This is a genomic window from Mesorhizobium sp. B2-4-3 (assembly GCF_006442815.1).
GTDB lineage: Bacteria > Pseudomonadota > Alphaproteobacteria > Rhizobiales > Rhizobiaceae > Mesorhizobium.
Genome location: NZ_VFVL01000026.1, coordinates 73774 through 91851, shown reverse-complemented (window position 1 = coordinate 91851; position 18078 = coordinate 73774). Strand labels below are relative to the sequence as shown.

14 protein-coding genes are annotated in these 18078 nt (G+C 61.8%); 12 read left to right on the top strand and 2 right to left on the bottom strand.

Annotated features, from left to right (window positions below; translation table 11 throughout):
- Both FJ956_RS22410 and FJ956_RS22405 read left to right on the top strand, forming a co-directional pair.
- Nucleotides 1-1535 (top strand): SdrD B-like domain-containing protein (locus tag FJ956_RS22410; protein ID WP_281405628.1); only part of this gene is annotated, 1535 nt, incomplete at its 5' end.
- A gap of 130 nt (nt 1536-1665) precedes the next feature.
- A complete protein-coding gene (locus FJ956_RS22405) occupies nt 1666-1953 on the top strand; it encodes a hypothetical protein (protein WP_140680426.1) in 288 nt (95 codons plus the stop codon).
- A gap of 189 nt (nt 1954-2142) precedes the next feature.
- On the opposite strand, the gene FJ956_RS22400 is transcribed toward FJ956_RS22405, so the two are convergent.
- Nucleotides 2143-3417 (bottom strand): outer membrane beta-barrel protein, encoded by a 1275-nt coding sequence (locus FJ956_RS22400; protein ID WP_181170273.1) that lies wholly within the window; start codon nt 3415-3417, stop codon nt 2143-2145.
- A 235-nt stretch (nt 3418-3652) separates the two neighbouring features.
- On the opposite strand from FJ956_RS22400, the gene FJ956_RS22395 reads away from it, so the two are divergent.
- The 6 genes from FJ956_RS22395 to FJ956_RS22370 all read left to right on the top strand — a co-directional run bounded on the left by FJ956_RS22395 (nt 3653) and on the right by FJ956_RS22370 (nt 11347).
- The gene (locus tag FJ956_RS22395) at nt 3653-6085 is read left to right on the top strand and encodes an ATP-binding protein (protein WP_140680428.1); all 2433 of its coding nucleotides are present in this window, start codon (nt 3653-3655) and stop codon (nt 6083-6085) included.
- 5 nt (nt 6086-6090) lie between these two features.
- The gene (locus FJ956_RS22390) at nt 6091-6483 is read left to right on the top strand and encodes a response regulator (RefSeq protein ID WP_140680430.1); all 393 of its coding nucleotides are present in this window, start codon (nt 6091-6093) and stop codon (nt 6481-6483) included.
- Between the two features lie 256 nt (nt 6484-6739).
- Nucleotides 6740-7132: a response regulator gene (locus tag FJ956_RS22385; RefSeq protein WP_140680432.1), complete on the top strand. Its 393-nt coding sequence runs from the start codon at nt 6740-6742 to the stop codon at nt 7130-7132.
- Nucleotides 7132-8883, top strand: coding sequence for a YaiO family outer membrane beta-barrel protein (locus FJ956_RS22380; RefSeq protein ID WP_140680434.1), 1752 nt, complete (start codon nt 7132-7134; stop codon nt 8881-8883). Before FJ956_RS22385 ends, FJ956_RS22380 begins: the two co-directional genes overlap by 1 nt.
- Nucleotides 8884-8885: 2 nt before the next feature.
- The gene (locus tag FJ956_RS22375) at nt 8886-9923 is read left to right on the top strand and encodes a HEAT repeat domain-containing protein (RefSeq protein WP_140680436.1); all 1038 of its coding nucleotides are present in this window, start codon (nt 8886-8888) and stop codon (nt 9921-9923) included.
- Entirely contained in the window at nt 9920-11347 is a 1428-nt protein-coding gene (locus FJ956_RS22370; protein WP_181170274.1) for a glycosyltransferase, read from the top strand. The genes FJ956_RS22375 and FJ956_RS22370 overlap by 4 nt, the downstream gene beginning before the upstream one ends.
- Nucleotides 11348-11410: 63 nt before the next feature.
- On the opposite strand, the gene FJ956_RS30875 is transcribed toward FJ956_RS22370, so the two are convergent.
- Entirely contained in the window at nt 11411-11704 is a 294-nt protein-coding gene (locus FJ956_RS30875; RefSeq protein WP_281405629.1) for an Hpt domain-containing protein, read from the bottom strand.
- A 245-nt stretch (nt 11705-11949) separates the two neighbouring features.
- On the opposite strand from FJ956_RS30875, the gene FJ956_RS22360 reads away from it, so the two are divergent.
- The 4 genes from FJ956_RS22360 to FJ956_RS22345 all read left to right on the top strand — a co-directional run bounded on the left by FJ956_RS22360 (nt 11950) and on the right by FJ956_RS22345 (nt 18059).
- Nucleotides 11950-13089, top strand: a complete 1140-nt coding sequence (locus FJ956_RS22360) for an ABC-three component system protein (RefSeq protein ID WP_140680440.1) — start codon at nt 11950-11952, stop codon at nt 13087-13089.
- Between the two features lie 494 nt (nt 13090-13583).
- Nucleotides 13584-15539: a DUF3732 domain-containing protein gene (locus FJ956_RS22355; protein ID WP_140680442.1), complete on the top strand. Its 1956-nt coding sequence runs from the start codon at nt 13584-13586 to the stop codon at nt 15537-15539.
- 70 nt (nt 15540-15609) lie between these two features.
- Complete coding sequence (locus FJ956_RS22350; RefSeq protein ID WP_140680444.1) at nt 15610-16755, top strand: PIN domain-containing protein; 1146 nt, start codon at nt 15610-15612, stop codon at nt 16753-16755.
- A 254-nt stretch (nt 16756-17009) separates the two neighbouring features.
- Nucleotides 17010-18059, top strand: coding sequence for a LacI family DNA-binding transcriptional regulator (locus tag FJ956_RS22345; RefSeq protein ID WP_140680446.1), 1050 nt, complete (start codon nt 17010-17012; stop codon nt 18057-18059).
- Nucleotides 18060-18078: the final 19 nt, after the last annotated feature.

Below are 18078 nucleotides of genomic sequence, written 5' to 3'. Positions count from 1 at the left end.
CGAGTGCCGAGACGCTGACTTCGGGCGAGAACGACACCACCGGCAACGACTTCGTCAACACGCAGCTCGGCTCGATCTCGGGCACCAAGTGGCAGGACGCCGACGGTCTGGCCTCGACGACGAACGACCGCACGGCGCTTGCCGGCTGGCAGATCACGCTGCATGGCGACACCAATGGCGACGGCATGGTCGACGTCACCTTGACGACGACGACGGACGCCAGCGGCCATTACACGTTCTCCGACCTCAAGCCCGGCCTCTACACCACCGACGAGACCATGCAGAGCGGCTGGTTCCAGGTCTCCGGCTCGAGTGCCGAGACGCTGACTTCGGGCGAGAACGACACCACCGGCAACGACTTCGTCAACACGCAGCTCGGCTCGATCCACGGCTTCAAATTCGAGGACATGGATGCCAATGGCAAATACGATGGAAGCGATACCCCGATGCAGGGCATCACCATCCAGTTGCAGGGCGACGTGGACGGCAACGGCACGATCGATACCCTTACCACTGTGACCGACAAAGACGGCCATTTCTCGTTCGAGAATCTTCGCCCGGGTACCTACACCGTCAGCGAACTGTTCACGGACGGAAAGACCTGGGCAGCGACCGTCGATCATGACGGCAATGGGAGCGGCGACGCCACCACGACAGTAACCGTGCTGAGTGGACAGGAACTTGTCGCGGTCAGTGGGCAGGAGGGGCCGCTCGGCACCCACACCGAAGTCAACGTCGGCAACGCCCTGACCTTCGGCAATCACGAGCTCGGCGCTCTCGGGCTCACCCCGGGCTTCTGGTACAATCATGAATATGTGTGGGATGCTCCGCTCCCCGGCTTCGGTTCGGACAACAGCAATGGCGGCGTGGATGGCAAGGGTGTCTCCCTCGCTTCCAAGCTCGCTGCCGCCGGCACGATCTCGGCGCCGGACATCGCCAACAGTCTACCCGGGAATCTCGATGTCGACGGCGACCACCACAAGGATCTGGTGTTCACCGATGCCAGCGGCAAGTCCCTGGTCATCGAGTGGGACGATGCGCGCGAGATCGTCGGCGGCGCCAACGGTACGGGCGGCGACAAGCTCGGCGATTTCGTCCGCTATGCGATTACCACGCTGCTCAATGAGGCCGGCGTCCCGAACTTCAGCGCGCCGGCAGGCATGAATGCCAACATCACCGACTGGCTGATCGCAAATGGCGGTGTGACGCATACCGACTTCAACGGAGACGGCCAGATAACCGATGCCGACCCTTATATCCTCAACTACAACAATGCCACGGAACCGGGCAAGGACGGCTTCACCAAGACGATCAAGGCAAGCAGCGCCGCCTGGCAGAACACCGTCAACGGCGTGCCGTCCGGCGCCCAGATCTTTGCCGACATGAACGCCACGACCGACGGCGCCACCGGCAACAACATGATGATGTCGTTGAACCAGTCGCATGTTTTCACCACCCAGGACGAGGGCGATCACTTTGGCATTCTCTCGTCTGTGCTGAATTATTCGGGCAGCTACCTGCAGCTCCACGTTTGATGAAGCCATGCGCTGATCTCATGCGAACACCGATCGAGGGCGAACTAATCTCGCCCTCGATCCCTCGCGCCGGAGGCGTCCGATACCAATCGCGCGCGATCAAATTCAAGAAAAGGCGAAGAGGGCCGATATGAACCAGCGCGTTGAGAAGATCATCGATCGGCCCGATGCGCCGGAGATTTTTTGCGATGGCGCCCTTGCCATTAGCTTTCGCCAGGATGTGCTGCGGCTTACCCTCTATTCGGATCGCATCGATGCCGCGGAGCGCGCGAACGTCAATCGCGTCGTTGTCGGGCAGCTATCGATGCCACCGGCGGGTTTCGTCGATCTCTACAATCAGATGACCGCGGTCATGGCGCGACTGACGCAGGCCGGCAAGGTGCAGCCGGTCGAACAACTCGCACAGCAGCTTTCCTAGAGCGGTTCAGCGTTTCACAGAATCGCGGAACCGCTCTAAGTATTTGTTTTTACGCAATTCCGGACGGAAAACCGCTGCGCACTTTTCCTGGAATTGCTCTAGGGCGAGGAAAACCCTCAGCAAAGCGACTCACAAAGAAAAAGCCCGCGATTCGGCGGGCTTTCTTTTGCTTTGGCTGGAGGCCTTTGCTTAGTTGAACTTGTACTTGGCGCCAACGCGGACCGTCTGGATCCGCGGGGTGTCTTCGAGGAAGCCGCCGGAGCCGAAGTCTTCCTTCTGGTACTGGGAATAGCGATATTCGAGACCGACCGTCATGTTGTTGGAAACGGCAGTTTCGAGGCCGCCGCCGATCGAGAAGCCGCTGGAGCCCCAATCAAAGATATCGCCGCTGCCACCGCCTGCGACCGAGCCATGCAGGTTGAAGTGCTGCCAGCTGTAACCGCCAATGACATAGGCCAGCGTCGATTCGTTGACCTTCGCGCCGATACGCGCCAGTGCGTCGAAGCCATAATCGGCGTCGCCCTTGATCGAGAGCGGGCCGAGATCGAGCTTGGAGCGGATGCCGGAGTACCGCGCGTCGAACTGAACGCCGGCCACCCAGGCGCCGAAGTCCTGATCGTAGCCGACGCTGGCCTCGCCGAACACGCCTTCGCCGCCGATGCCGTCCAACTCACCTCCCGTAATCGAAAGGTCATGCACCTGGGCGCCTGCGCCGAGGGCGCCGCCGACATAGAAACCGGTCCAGTTGTAGGTCGGCGCGGCAAACGAGGCTCCACCGCCATCCTGGGCGTTGAACCGGTAGTTGGCGCCGATGAGGAAAGTGTGGGTCGACGGCTCGATGTTCAGCGACGCGCCACCCAGGTCGAGCACCGACTTGTCGCCATAGTCTGCGTAGCGATACTCGGTCTTCAGCGTCCAGTTGCCGCGAAGGACCGTCTCCATGCCGACGCCAAGCACATAGCCGCTGCGATTCTGGGTGAAGCTGAACCCGCCGCCGCCGAGCGACCCGTCAAGCTTGAAATGCTGCCAGCCATAGCCGCCGAGCACATAGCCCAAGGTGCTCGGGTTCAGCAGATAGCCCGCGCGCAAGCCGGCATCGAAGCCGTAGACGTTCTGGAGGTCAGCGTCGAGAAAACCGGACGCGCTCAGCGACGGTCCGATATTGCCGTAGTGGGCGTCGATGAAGCCGCCGAGCAGGAAGCGTTCGCTGACCATGTAGTCATAGCCGGCCGACAGTTCGCCGAACACGCCATTGCCGCCGATGCCGTTGAAGCTCACGCCAGGAACGCTGAGCTGGTGAACGGTTGCGCCGGCGCCGACGCCGAAGCCGACATAGACGCCGCTCCAGTTGAAACCGGGAGCCGCCTGCTCCTGGACCACGTCGGCGGCATGCGCGGCCGACATCAAAGCGACGACCGAAACGGCGCCTAACAAAACAGATTTCGCGGAAAAGCGAGTAAGCATAGCCCATAACCCCAATTAAACCCGACGAGGTTCTAGCAGAGGTTGTTGAAATTTGTGGTGGCAGAAATGCCACACCCATGGGCAAACTGCCGCAACGACAGGCACAAACAGGCGATGCTCCCAAAAATGGCCAGCCGGACCGCTGCAATCACTCCAGCGGGGGTCGATGCGCAGGACCCTTTAGACCTCGGATAGGTTTTGCCGGTATCTATCGGGAAAAAGGAGCTGGAAAGTCATGACCGAGATCTGGCGCTCACTCCTGGGCAATCTTGCCCTCGTCTCGATCCTCGTCGTCGCCTGGGACCTCGTGGCGGATTTCACCGGGCGCCTGCCGCGGTTGATGCAGTCGCTGATTCTGGGCGCGGTCATGTGCGGCGGCGCGATCATTTCCATGGCGACGGCGCTCAACGTCTCCGGCTTCGTGGTCGACCTGCGTGCCGCCTTTATCGCCGCGGCCGCCTTTTTCGGCGGATGGCCGGCAATGTTCATCGCAACCGCCGGCTCCATTGCCTATCGCGTCTATCTTGGCGGGCAGGGCGCGAATGTCGGGGCCATGAGTATCCTGATCACCGCCGTCGTCGGGCTGGCGTGGCATCACGTCGTCGCGGTCCGCTCGCGCACCATGCTCGATATACTCGGCCTCGGCGTGACGGTGGCGCTCACCGGGCTGATCATGCTTGTGGTCATCCCGCAGCAGGTTCTCACCGGCTTCGTTCAGCAGAGCACGCTTCCGTCTCTGGTGTTCCGATTCCTCGGCACCTTCATCATCGGCGTGCTGCTCGACCGGCAGCAGCGGCGCCGCGATCTCGCCATGTCGAACATGATCTACCGTGCCATGGTCCGCGAGCTGCCGGATTGCCTTAATGTGAAGGATGCCGCCGGCCGCTTTGTCGTTGCAAACCCGGCCACCGCCGAAATGATGCGCGCCGCCTCGGCCGAGGACCTTATCGGCAAGACGGATTTCGAGTTCTATCCGAAGGACGTGGCCGAGCGCTTCAGGCAGGATGAGATGGGCGCGCTGGAGGCCGGGCAGACGTCGCGCCTCGATCAGCCGGCACTTTTCCCGGATGGCAGCCAGGGCTGGCTCTACACCTTGAAGGCACCCTTCCGCGACGAGACCGGCAAGATCGTCGGCGTTATCACCTACAACCGCGACATCACCGAGCAGAAACGCAACGCCCAGCTCAAGAACGACTTCATCTCGACGGTCAGCCATGAGCTGCGCACGCCGCTGACGTCGATCCGCGGCTCGCTCGGCCTGATCGCGGCGGGCGTCGCGGGCGAATTGCCGGCCAAGGCCGCCAATCTCGTCAACATCGCCCACAACAACAGCGAGAGGCTGGTTCTTCTCATCAACGATATCCTCGACATAGAGAAGATCGAATCGGGCATGATCAGCTTCAAGATCAAGCAGATGCCGCTGCGCCCGGTCCTGGAGCAGGCCATCGCCGCCAGTTCAAATTACATGGCCGAGAGCAGGATCCGCATCGTCCTGGTCGACGATGCGCCGCGCGCCGAGGCCAATATCGACCCCGACCGCCTGCACCAGGTGATGGCGAACCTCCTGTCGAACGCGATCAAGTTCTCCGATCACGGCGGCACCGTGATGGTGAAGCTGCAGCGCCGCGACAGCGACATGCTGCGCATCTCCGTGATCGATCAGGGCGCCGGCATTCCCGAAGCGTTCCGCAGCCGCATATTCGGCAAGTTCGAGCAGGCCGACGCGTCCAGCACACGCAGGAAGGGAGGCACGGGCCTCGGCTTGAGCATCGTCAAGACCATTGTCGAAAAGCTGGGCGGCGCCGTTTCCTTCGAGACGGAGGAAGGCAAGGGAACGTCGTTTCACGTCGACCTGGCCGAAGCGCACAGGCAGGAGGAAAAACCGGTCTTTGTCGAGCGCCGGTCGCGCAAGCGCGATGGCCGCCTGCGCGTCCTGATTTGCGAGGACGAGCCCGACGTCGCCGCGGTGATCGCCGCGCTTCTCGACGCGGAAGGCTTTTCCAGCGACGTCGCCCCCGACATCGGCACCGCCAAGGCTCTGCTGGCCTCCCGCGATTACGTGGCGCTGACGCTCGACATCAAGCTGGCGGGGGAGTCCGGCATCAAGCTCTTCCACGACATCAGGGCGTCACCGGTGAATTCCGACATTGCGGTCATCGTCATCTCCGCCGTCGCCGACGAGGCCAGGCGCTCGCTGAACGGCACCGCTGTCGGCATCGTCGACTGGCTGGAAAAGCCGGTGGATTCGAAGCGGCTGCACGCCGCTCTCGCCAAGATCGTCGGCCGCAGGGTCGAGCCGAAACCGCGGATTCTGCATGTCGAGGACGACGAGGGCGTGCTTGCCGTGATGTCGGAGGGCCTGGGTTCGGGCGTCTCGATCACCTCGGCGAAAACGCTGAAGGACGCGCAGCAGGCGATCGCGAACCATCGTTTCGATCTTGTCATCCTGGACATCGCGCTCCCCGACGGATCGGGACTGGACCTGCTGACCGATCTGCCGCTCGAAACAGGGGTCATCGTGTTTTCCGCGGCCGAGCTGGACGACAAGCTGGGCGATCGCGTGCAGGCGATCATGACCAAGACCAAGGCGTCGGAGATCGATGTCGCAAGGCTGGTCAGGAACATGCTGGTTTCGACCCGCGACGCCTCCGCGCAAGCCAGGGAGTGATATTTATGCCGGCAAGGATCCTTTATGTCGACGACGAGGACGACATCCGCGAAATCGCCCAGATGTCGCTCGATCTCGAGCCGGAGTTCGAAGTGCGGTCCTGCTCTTCGGGCGCGGCGGCGCTGGTCGATGCGGCGGCATGGCTGCCCGACCTCATCCTGCTCGACGTGATGATGCCGGACATGGACGGGCCGGAGACGCTGAAGCGCCTGGCCGAATCGCCGTCGACGGCGACGATACCGGTGGCGTTCATCACGGCGCGCACCCAGACGCACGAGGTCGAGCGCTATCTCGCCATGGGAGCGGTGGGCGTTATCGCGAAGCCCTTCGACCCGCTGGCGCTCGCCGGCGAGGCGAAGAGGCTGCTTGCATCGCGCGCCGGCGGCCCGGAGGCCTAGCCGGGAGGGCGCGTGCAGCGGCGGGAAGCTTGTCGGCAAGCGCCGGCCTGGTGTTTACGCCTCCTATACCATGCGCCGATATTCATCTACTGATTGCATCGAAATGCGGCCGTCGCGAATCGGCTTGTCTATGATTTGCGCGGCATTGGTCGGCGCGGTGGCCGCGCGGGCTTGGTTCATGGACCGCGTTGGCGGATGTCGGTTCATGGGTCGGTTACTCTCCGGGGGGCACGAGGCGTAAACCGGAGCATGACTGGTGGATGGAGCGAAGGCGAGAATTCTGATCTGCGACGACGATCCCTTGTTGCTCGAGCTGATGGAATTCAGGTTGAAGGCGAAGGGATACGAGGTCGTCAAGGCCGTCGACGGGGCGGAGGCGCTCGAGAAGGTGCGGCGGGACGCTCCCGACGTCGTCGTGCTCGACGCGATGATGCCGAAGGCTGACGGCCTGGAGGTGCTGGCCCGCATCAAGGGCGACCCGGCCCTGTCTGAAATACCGGTGGTCATGCTGACTGCCCGCAAGGGCGAAAAGGACATCGTCTCGGCCCTGGACAAGGGGGCCGACGACTATCTGGTGAAGCCATTCATCCCCGAGGAACTGCTGGCCAGGCTCGCGCGGCTGATCGCGCGCAAGGGCGGGAAGCGCTGATGCGGCGCGGGCGGCGCTTGAGCCTTGCCGCATGCCTGATCCTGGCCGTCGCCGCCGCTCCGCACGCGGCGCTGGCGCAGACGGTCGACGAGCTCTACGCCTCGGCCGTGAAGGCAAGGCAGGCGCAGCATTTCGACGAGGCCGCCGACCTCTTGAAGCGCGCGCTGGCGCTCAAGCCCGACGATGCCGACGCGCTGGTCCAGCTTGGCTTCGCCGAGCTCGGCCGCAACGACCTTCAAGCGGCGCGCGATGCCTTTTCCAAGGCCCTTTCGATTGCCCCGACTTACCGGGATGCCTCCTTCGGCATGGCCGAGGTCGAGTTCCGCTCCGGCAACCTGGACGCCGCGCTGCCGCTCGCCGAAACCGTCGCCAAGGCCGACCCGGCCAATGCCGACGCCGCAGCGCTTGTCGAGAACATCCGCAAGGCGAAACAGCCGGCCGCCAGCAAGCCGAAATCTGCTCGCGTAGCGCCGGCGGCGGTGAAGAAACCGCATCGCCGGCCCGATCGCGTCTCCGGTCTGATGGAAGAGGGCAGGCGCCTGCGCGAAGCAGGCAAGCTGCCTGAAGCGGAAAAGGTCTATCGCCGCGCCCTGGAGCTGTCGCCGAAAAACACCGACATCCTGGTCGCGCTTGGCCTTGTCGTCGGTTCCAGCCAGCGCTTCGACGAAGCCGGGCATTTCTTCGACCGGGCGCTGGCCATCAGGCCCGGCCTTCTCGATGCCAGGCTGGGCAAGGTGCGCCTGGCGATCTGGCAGGGCGACACGCCGCGCGCCCGTGCGCTGATCGACGAGGCGCTGGCGAGCGCGCCGGACAATGCCGAGGCGCTCGATCTCGATGGCAGGATCGCCCTGCTCGAGGGCGACAATAGGCGGGCCGGGCAGTCGTTCCAGCGCGTGCTTGCGCTTGAGCCGAAGAATGCCGAGGCGCTGGTGGGGATCGGCGACGTGCGCCGCGCCGAGGGCGACGACGAGGCCGCACGGCAGGCCTACACCCAGGCGCTCGCCATCGAGCCGGGCTCCGCCGACATCGAGCAGAGGCTGGCCGTGCCGCCGCCGCGCAAATGGCGGCTCGATCTCGGCAGCGAGGTGAGCGACCTCACCAATGGGCTGGGCGACTGGACCGACAGCTCGGCCGGCCTCGCTTATCGGCTGTCGCCACGCACGACGATTTCCGGCCACACCCGGCTGGCGACCCGCTTCGGCCGCACCGACGTGCAGATCGAGGGCCGCATCGACCAGGTCTTGACGCCGGCCTTCTCCGCCTATGCGCTCGCGGCAGTGACGCCGGACGCCGACTTCCTGGCGCGCTATTCGATCGGCGCCGGCGCGTCCTGGCAGGTCGTGGCGCCGGCAAATGCGTTCGGCCCGCTCTCGCTCAACATCGATGCCCGCTACGACGATTTCGCCGACACCAGCGTCACCAGCATCCAGCCCTGGATCCAGGGCTATGTCCTCGACGGCCGCCTGGGGCTTTCCGCCCGCTGGGTGCATGCCGAGGACGACACCGGCACGCGCGCCGACGGCTATGTGCTTCGCGCCGACCTCGCGGTGACGGAGCGTCTCAACGTCTTCGCCGGCTATGCCGACGCCCCCGAGATCGACGACGGCGCGCTGGTGCCGACGCGCACCGTCTTCGGCGGTCTTTCCTTCGACGTCAGCGATCCGCTGACGCTGCGCGCCAGCGTCGCGCATGAAGAACGCCCGACCTTCGACCGCAACATATTCGGCCTCGGCCTGACGGCGCGGTTCTGACCATGTGGTACATCTGGGACCTGTCGATACTGCTCAGCGCGCTTTCCCTGGTGATCATGCTGTTCCTGATCGCGCGCCGCGTGCTGCAGGAGCGCCGGGGCAGGGCGACGGCCGACCAGCGGCGCCAGATTCTGACCGCCCTGATCGCCTTCACCGAAAACCGCGATCGCGAGGCGTTGAAGACGACGGTGCTTGGCGTGCCGGCCGGCATCGCGATCGACGCCGGCTTCGAGTTCATTGCGCTGCTGCGCGGCGAAGAGAGGGACGACGTGCTTGTCGCCTTCAACGAATGCGGCCTGCCGGCCCGTATCGGCAGGCAGTTGCGGAAAGGCAACGTCGCCGAACGCATCCACGCCGCCGAGATGCTGGCGGCGCTGGCTTCGGACGATGCGTCGGCCAGCCTGCTTGCAGCACTCGCCCAGGACCGCTCGCGCGAAGTCAGGATCGCCGCGGCCATCGCGCTCTGCGATCTCGGCAGCCTGCCGCTGCTCGGCACCGCGCTGGACTTTATCGGCGTGGCCGGGCAGCGCTCGCGGCGCCTGATCGAGCTGTTCAGGCGCTTTCCGCGCTCGCGCTTCAACGAGCTTGCGGTCCACGCATCGCGCGTCGACGCCTCGCCCCTCATCAGGGCGGCCGCGATCGACGCGCTGGCGCGGGCCGGCGGCTTCGGCTTCGCCGATTTCTTCGCCGGCCTCGCCGGCGATGCCGCGCCCGAGGTTGCCGCCGCCGCGCTGCGGGCGCTCGGCCTGACGGGGCACGCCCAGGCGCTCGCCATCCTCAAGCGCGCCATGGAAAACGACGACTGGGACGTGCGCGCCGCCGCCGCCGAGTCCGCGGGCCGCCTCGGCCTGCCCGAGCTCGCGGCACCGCTCTCCACGCTGATGGACGACGAGGTCTGGACCGTGCGCTATGCCGCCGCCAACGCGCTGCGCTCCTTCGGCCAGCCGGGGGAGCGGCTGCTGCGCGAGATCGCTTCCGCCGAGGTGTCGCGCAGCCAGCGCACCGCCTCGCTCATCCTTGCCGAGGGACCGGCCCTATGATCGCCGACTGGAGCCACGAGGTCGTTCTTGCCGCCACCATCCTGTCCTGGTTCATCATCGGGGCGGGGCTGGCGCAGACGACGATCTACCTCTTGCAGCTCGTCGTCGCCGGCTACGCGCTGTCCAAGCGCCCGCCGGTGGCGCGCTCGGCGTTGCTGTGGCAGCGCTATGGCGACGTCGCGCCGCCGATCGCGCTCTTGGTGCCCGCCTACAACGAGGCGCTGAACATCGTCGAGAGCGTGCACTCGATGCTGGCGCTCGAATATCCGAATTTCGAGGTTGTCGTCATAAATGACGGCTCGAAGGACGACACCTTGCTGCGCCTCATCGAGGCCTTCAGGCTGGTGAAGTTCCACCGCCCCTACGAGGAGGCGTTGGCGCACCAGCCGATCCGCGGCCTCTATTCCTCGCCGATGACCGAGCGGCTGTTCGTGGTCGACAAGGAAAACGGCGGCAAGGCCGATGCCCAGAACGCCGGCATCAATGTCTGCCGCGCGCCGCTGTTCTGCGTCATCGACGGCGATTCCATCCTCGAGCCCGATGCGCTGATGCGCGCCGCCCAGCCCTTCATCGACGACCCCGAGCGCACCATCGCCGTGGGCGGCACGATCCGCATCGCCAACGGTTCGCGGATCGAGGCGGGCAGGGTGCGCGAGATCCACCTGCCGCGCCGCCTGCTGCCTCTGTTCCAGGTGGTCGAATATCTGCGCGCCTTCCTGATGGCGCGGCTCGCCTGGAGCAGCATCAACACGCTGATGCTGGTGTCCGGCGCCTTCGGCATGTTCCGTCGCGCTGAAGTGGTGGCGGTGGGCGGCTTCACCAAGGGCTCGATGGGCGAGGACCTCGATCTCGTCATCAAGCTGCACCGCCATATGCGCGACAACAAGCGCAAATACCGCATCCAGTTCATCCCCGAGCCGGTGTGCTGGACCGAGGCGCCGGAAACGCTGAGCGTGCTCGCCCGCCAACGCTCGCGCTGGCAGCGCGGCGCGCTCGAATGCTTCTTCCGCTACCGCTCGATGCTGTTCAACCCGCGCTACGGCCGCGTCGGCTTCCTCGGCTTCGGCCACATCTTCATCGTCGACGTGCTGGGACCGGTGGCGGAAGTGCTGGGCTATATCCTGATCCCGGCCTTCTGGCTGCTCGGCATCCTCTCGGCCGAATATCTGCTCGCCTTCACCGCGCTCATCTTCACCTATGGCGTCTGCGTCAGCGTCTGCTCGCTGATCCTCGAGGAGGCCGAGCTGCAGCGCTTCCCCCGCGCCCGGGACCTCGCCGTGCTGACGGCCGCTGCCGTGATCGAGAATTTCGGCTACCGCCAGCTCAACAATTTCTGGCGCGTGAAGGGCTGCTGGCAATTCTTGCGCGGCAACCAGGGCTGGGGCGAGATGACCAGAACCGGCCTCGGCGGCGCCAAGAAATAAGCGCGGCGGGCGGCGTCAGCACTGCAAAGAGGTAAGCCCCCCGGCCGGCGGCTCAGGTCAGCGTCATATCACGCCCAGCGTCCGCTCGATCTCCGCGATCAAAGCATCAAGCGCCGCGCGCACGCTTGCGCCATCCGCCTGCTCGATCAGCAACGTCTCCAGCACCGACGCCCGCGCGCTGATCTCCGCAAACCCGAACGTGCCCGCGGCGCCGGCCAGCGAATGAGCGAGGCGGACCAGCGAGTCGTTGCCGGGCAGGGGCGCGCTTTCACCCGCTATGGCCTTCAGCTCGGCGAGCTGATCGGCGCAGCGGGCGAGGAAACGTTGGCGGAGCGGGGCGAAGGGATCGGTGGAGATGGGGGTGCTCCGGGGTGGGTGGAGGCGGTATTCAAGCAGAAATGTGAGTGGGGTGGAATAAGCTGTCTGCTCGTGCCTTGCGGCGGTGCTCCGCGTGTCTGGGCGAGGTGGCGAGGCCTCATCTCATACAAGGTTGAATACGGGGCTCGTCTGCGGATAATCTAGTGTTCTGGGTCGGGATGATTCTTGGGGGATGCACCTGTAGTGCGTCAGGATAGGTGACTCTGCTAGTCATTGATAAACCGTTGAAGGCTACGGCAGCTGGCCAATATCTTGGCTATTCGCTGCAGCAGTTGCGACTGTGCCATCACCTTTTCAAAGCTCCAGATGGCGATACTGTATCACTAGAGTATTTGGATGATATCGCAGTCCACCGGTCAGACGGAACAACCCTGCTGGAGCAGGACAAAAGTGCGCTCACCGGAAACCCCGCGGCTGATCGATCTGAAGAACTTTGGAAGGCATTTGGAAATTGGGCCGATCTCTGTTCTTCAGGTTCAATTGATCCAGCTAAGACTGATTTCCGGCTATATGTAACGCCGGCTAAGACTGGTGCATTAGTCGGTCAACTACATTCGGCCCTGACGTCGGTGGCGGTCGGCGATGCATTGGCGAAGATTAAGAAGTTGGTCGACCCCAAGAAGCTCGACATCGGGTGCACGCCGCAGATCATTCGCTTTTTGAGCGCTGGTGATGATGTTTGCCGCCTTATCATCCAGCGGTTTCAGCTTGTCGCTGAGATAGATGCCGTCGAGAGTGTCCGTGAGTTTGTGCGCGCTGGCATCCCGTCGGATGCATTGGATGAGCTTACCTCCGCGGCCATTGGAATAGCGCGCGATCGCGTCGACAAGCTTATCCGAGAGGGAAAGCCTCCCGTTATTTCAGCGACAAAATTCCGCCGACAATTCCATACGTTCTCTGGACGTTCCAATCTAACCAATATGCTTCCATCTAAGGCGCCGACGCCAACTGAAGGGGCGATTAGTGCAGTCGTCACCACTGCGCCGACTTTCGTGAGGCAACTTCAGGCAATCAATGCAAGCGACGATATGCTGATTACAGCAGTCAGCGACTACCTACGTTCAACGGCCGACAAAGTTCACTGGGCCGACGAAGGATTGATCGTTGAGGACAGTTTGAGTGATTTCGACGACCAATTGGTACGCCAACATAAGATAGCTCGTGACGAAATCGAGGACACCTGCACCAACGTGGATGAACCTGGACGAGGTCGTACGCTCTACCGAAGATGTGCGGCAACCACGCTACCGTTGGACGGTCGCACGCTTCCATCCCATTTCATTGCTGGTGCCTTCAACGATCTCGCTGATCTCCGTCGCGTCGGTTGGCATCCGCTGTATCAGACGTTGTTTCCCTTGGAGTAAATTGCGATGGTACAGTCGGAGGTATCACCCGTTGCACTGGTTCAGAATCCTGCATTCGGCGCACTCCTGCTTTGGAATTTTGGTAGAGGATTTCAGGTTGAGCGAGTGGGTGACTTGCCAATACTGACGCAGTTTTTCTTAGTCCTGCCATTAGTGCTTCATGGTCCCACGATGCGTGTAATTCGCTCTACAAATCAGAGTTCGGGCCTCGCAAAATTTGTCTCAAAATTGGCTGAAGAGCGAGAGCGCTTGTTCGCTGTGCACGATCGCGCACTAGCAATGCGTAGCTTGACGCTTGAATCCATGGCGGCTGGCATCTCGACCAAGCTTTTGAGCGTTGATTATGACACAGCCGCTGTGCGCTCAAATGAGGCCAAGCCGCCTTCAGCACCGGATCGGTTAAAGCACCACGTCGCTAGCGCGGAAAAACTTGGCGGGTGGCTGGCCCGGCTTCCGTCAAATCAAGGATTCTCACTTCTGCAGGTCGAACCGTAATGCACTTTCAGATATTAAAGCTCATCCTTTGGTCCCGTGCCGGCCATTCTCCACGCATCGTGGAGTTCGAACCCGGCATGGTCAATGTGATCAGCGGTGCTTCGAAAACAGGCAAGTCCGCCGTAATTCCAATCATCGATTATTGCCTTGCTTCAGGAAAATGCAGCATTCCTGTGGGCACGATTCGCGACGCCTGTTCTTGGTTCGGCATCGTTATCGAGACGATCGAAGGGCAAAAGCTGCTGGCGCGTCGGGAGCCTGGGGAGGCGCGGCAGACTGGGGATATGTTTGTGCTCGAAGGGGACACCGTCGAAGCGCCTGAGCATTCCCCTGACAAAAACACTACGGCCGAGATCGTTAAGCGAATGCTAGACAAGCTGGCTGGTCTTTCCCAACTCGGGCTTAATCCGGACAGCGAGGTCGCGCGAGTGAGCTTTCGCGATTTGATCGCGTTTACGTTCCAACCGCAGTATATTGTGGCCAACCCAATGGTGTTGTTTTTCAACGCTGATACGTCTGAGCATCGAGATAAGCTAAAGGCCATCTTTCCCTACGTATTAGATGCCCTCACGCCCGAAATGCTAGCAGCGCGTTGGGAAATGGATCGGCTAAATCGAGAATTACGACGGAAGGAAGCTTCCCTTGCTGCCGCTCGCACAGCTGTGCGGGCATGGCAAACCGAAACACAAGCTTGGCTTCGCAATGCGGTCGAGTTTGGCCTGCTTCCGAGCGACACCCAAATTCCCACGGAGTGGAACGAGGTCGTCGACTTATTGCGGCGCGCTACAGGGGCGAATACGCGCGCGGCCTTCGCCACCATTGAGTCTATCCAGCCTACGATTGAGAGACTGCAGGCGCTACGGCAACTCGAAAGCGATGCGGCAGGAAAGCTCGCGGAGCAACGCCATCGGCTAAATGAAATTCAACGGCTACTAACGAGCAGCCAAGCATATGGCTCGGCTATCCGCATCCAGCGTGACAGATTAAACGTGGCATCGTGGCTCAAGGCTCGTGCTGACGACGCAGGCGACGTTCTAGTCGCCCTTGGCGACGGTGGTCGGGACAAGCTCGATACGCTAACCGAAGCGTTGGCTGGGATAGACGTTCAGCTTCGCACTCAGCCAACCATGTCAGACACCTTTGATAAGGAGCGGCTTAGACTCCGGGAAGAGGTTGAGTCGGCAACCGCAAACCTTATCGCAGTTAGGCAGGAGATCGCTCTTCTGGAGCAACAGTCTGAGCAAGTTCGTGCCCTTACCTACCGGCAAGACCGGATTGAGCGCTTCATAGGAAGACTTGAACAAGCGTTGGTGTCGTTTGATAGGTCGGAGGAAGGTTCTTTATTTGCCGACGAAGTTTCGCTGCTGAGAACCCGCATAGAAGAACTGCGCGGGATTTACTCGGAAACCCAAGTGCAGCGAAAAACACAAAACGCTTTGCGGCAGATTGAAACCTTTGCGGCTGCTATTATCCCGAACTTAGATGCGGAGTGGCCAAACGCACCTATACAGCTGATGGTTAATGATCTCACGATCAAGGTCATACACACCGATCGTGAGGACTATCTCTGGGAAATTGGAAGTGGCGCAAACTGGCTTGCGTATCATGTGGCCATTACATTGGCGCTACAGCGCTTCTTCATTGAGGGGCCACATTCAGTTCCTGGAATGCTGATCTATGATCAACCAAGTCAGGTGTACTTCCCGCGAGGGTTTGACACGGCAGGGGGAGAAACTCGCGTCGGGCGCACCCGGGATGAGGATATTGCGGCCGTTAGGAAGGTGTTTGAAGCGATAGCCAGTGAGATCGTGCGAGGAAAGGGTCAACTTCAAGCGATTGTTCTCGACCACGCGGGTGATGACGTGTGGGGTGAGATCGAAGGTGTGGTTCTGGCGCAGGAATGGCGAGGTGACGAGAAGCTCGTTCCACCCCACTGGCTGGTTAGCAGTCCGTAAGACGCACGAAGGCGGAATTGACAAAATGCGCAGCCTTTCTTCGGTCGCAGTGAACTAAGGGATCAGAAAATTGCCGGAATTGACCGTGGAGCAGTTGGCAAAAGCGATACATGATGGGCAGGTTACCCTCCTCACGATCGATACAAATGTATTCGAGAGATATAACAATGGCTTGGAGTACGGGCTGCTCAAGCGCCTTTCGCAGTTCCGTGACTCAGAAATTGAGCTGGTTCTTTCGGACATCGTTCATCGCGAGCTACAGCGCCATATGATCCACGAGGCCGAGGAAGCGGAGGCGCGCCTGACCTCTGTTATCAAAAAGGTTGGCGGATCCTGGAACATCGGCAAACAAGAGCGGGACAAGCTACAGGTAGGCCTGTTCGGTGGAAACTCGGCGGTCAAGGTTACTCAGCAACGGCTTAACGCCTTTCAGAAAGAAACGGGATTGAAGATTGTTGAGGCACAAGGAAAAGTTGAGATTCGCGATCTCGTCGATGACTATTTTGAGCTTAGACCGCCCTTTGGGAACAAGCCCGACAAGAAGCACGAATTTCCTGACGCGATTGCGGTGAGGACCCTTAATCATTACGCAACGGAAAAAAATACCCTGATGCTCGTCGTATCAAATGACGGAGGATGGCGGGCCTTCGGTGCGGACTCAGGAAATCTTGTGTGCGTTCCGGACCTTGGAACGGCCATGTCCCTTCTCCAACGGCTGCCCTTTCTTGTCGCAGCGCAATTGTCGGAAAAGTTCGAGGCGGGAGAACTCCCGCAGTTGGAAAAGGCGATCAAGGTCGAACTCGATAATTACATTGACAGCATGGATTTACATGTTCAGGCGAGTGCGGCATATTTTTACGAGCACGATCTCCCAGAGAAAAAATTCCTTGGCATTACTCATTTTGAGGAACCTATTTTCAAAGTCGTCGATCATAGTGAGGAGGATGGAGTTTATGTGCTTGAAATTTCTCTTTCCGCGTCCGTCGAAATTAGCTGTACGTTTAATTTCTTTGTAACTGATTGGATTGACAAGGATGAGGTGCCGATCGGGTCAGTGATAGCTGATCAAACAGAAGAAATGCCTTTTGTATTAACGGTAACAATTGTTGGTGATCCTTTCGCGAAATTTGAAGTAGAAGAAACAGAGGTGGTTCAAAGCGAAAGCTCCGTCGATTTTGACTACATTGAGCCTGACTATGGCGACCCAGAAGATTAAAATCGACCTTGTGGCGTAATAGAAGGTTTAGTGCGAACGACCAGCAAGGGGCCTAAGCGTCTCCTTGCTTTTTCTCTGTCATCCCCGGTTGAAGAGCAGGGCCCGGCATCCCCTTGCCAACCCCGCCACCTTCCCCTAATCTCCCCCTGAGAAAACCTTTTCCCAACCCGCTCCGCGCTCGCTGGCCTCATCCGTCATCACCGCGCAGGGCGATAAGAGAAAACCTTTTCCCAGCTAAGGAATCCGTCGCGCCCATGTCCACCGACGCCGAGCCAGCGCCAGTTTCCGCCAAGCCGCCGGTCACGCTGCGCGAGGTTGCGGCCGCGGCCGGCGTCAGCGTCGCGACGGCGTCCAAGGCGCTGAACGGGCAGGGGCGCATGACGGCGGAGACGCGCGAGCGCATCCGCGAGACGGCGCGGCTGCTCGGCTTCCGGCCGAACAGCCTGGCGCAGAGCCTGTTGCGAAAACGCTCCTTCACCGTCGGGCTGCTCACCAACGATACCTATGGCCGCTTCTCGCTGCCGCTGATGGCCGGCGTTTCGGATGCGCTGGTCGACAAGGGCGTCTCGGTGTTCCTGTGCAATGTCGAGGACGACCAGCGGCTCGGCCAGTTGCATGTCGAGGCCATGCTCGACAAGCGCGTCGACGGCATTGTCGCCACCGGAAAACGCATCGACCGCCATCTGCCGGTCGATCTCTCCAATCTGCGCATTCCGGTCGTCTACGCCTTCACGCAACCGGATCCCGGCGCGGTTGGGCTGGTCTCCGACGATGCCGGCGGCGCGCGGCTGGCGGTCGAGCGGTTTGTGCGGCTCGGACGCCGGCGCATCGCCCATGTCACTGGGCCGGCAAGCTTCGCCGTGGTGCATACGCGCGCCGAGGCCTGGCGCGACGTCCTGAAGGAGAACGGCCTGGCCGCCAGCGAACCGCTGCTCGGCGCCTGGTCGGAGGCCTGGGGCCACGATGCGGTGGCAAGGCTGTTCGGCAAGGTGGGGAGGGAAGGCTGGCCGGACGCCGTCTTCTGCGGCAACGACCAGATCGCCCGCGGCGTCATCGATGCGCTGCGCGAGCGCGGCATTAGCGTGCCGGACGATGTCGGCGTCATCGGCTTCGACAATTGGGAGATCGTGGCCGAGGCGACGCGCCCGCCGCTGACCTCCGTCGACATGAACCTGGCGAGCCTCGGGCGCGAGGCCGGGCTTGCCTTGCTTTCGCTCGTCGAGGGCCATCCGGCCGCGCCGGGCATCAGGAAACTGCCGTGCCGGCTGGTGGTGCGTCAGTCATGCGGCAGTCCGCCGCAATGAAGCAACAAGGCCACGCGCC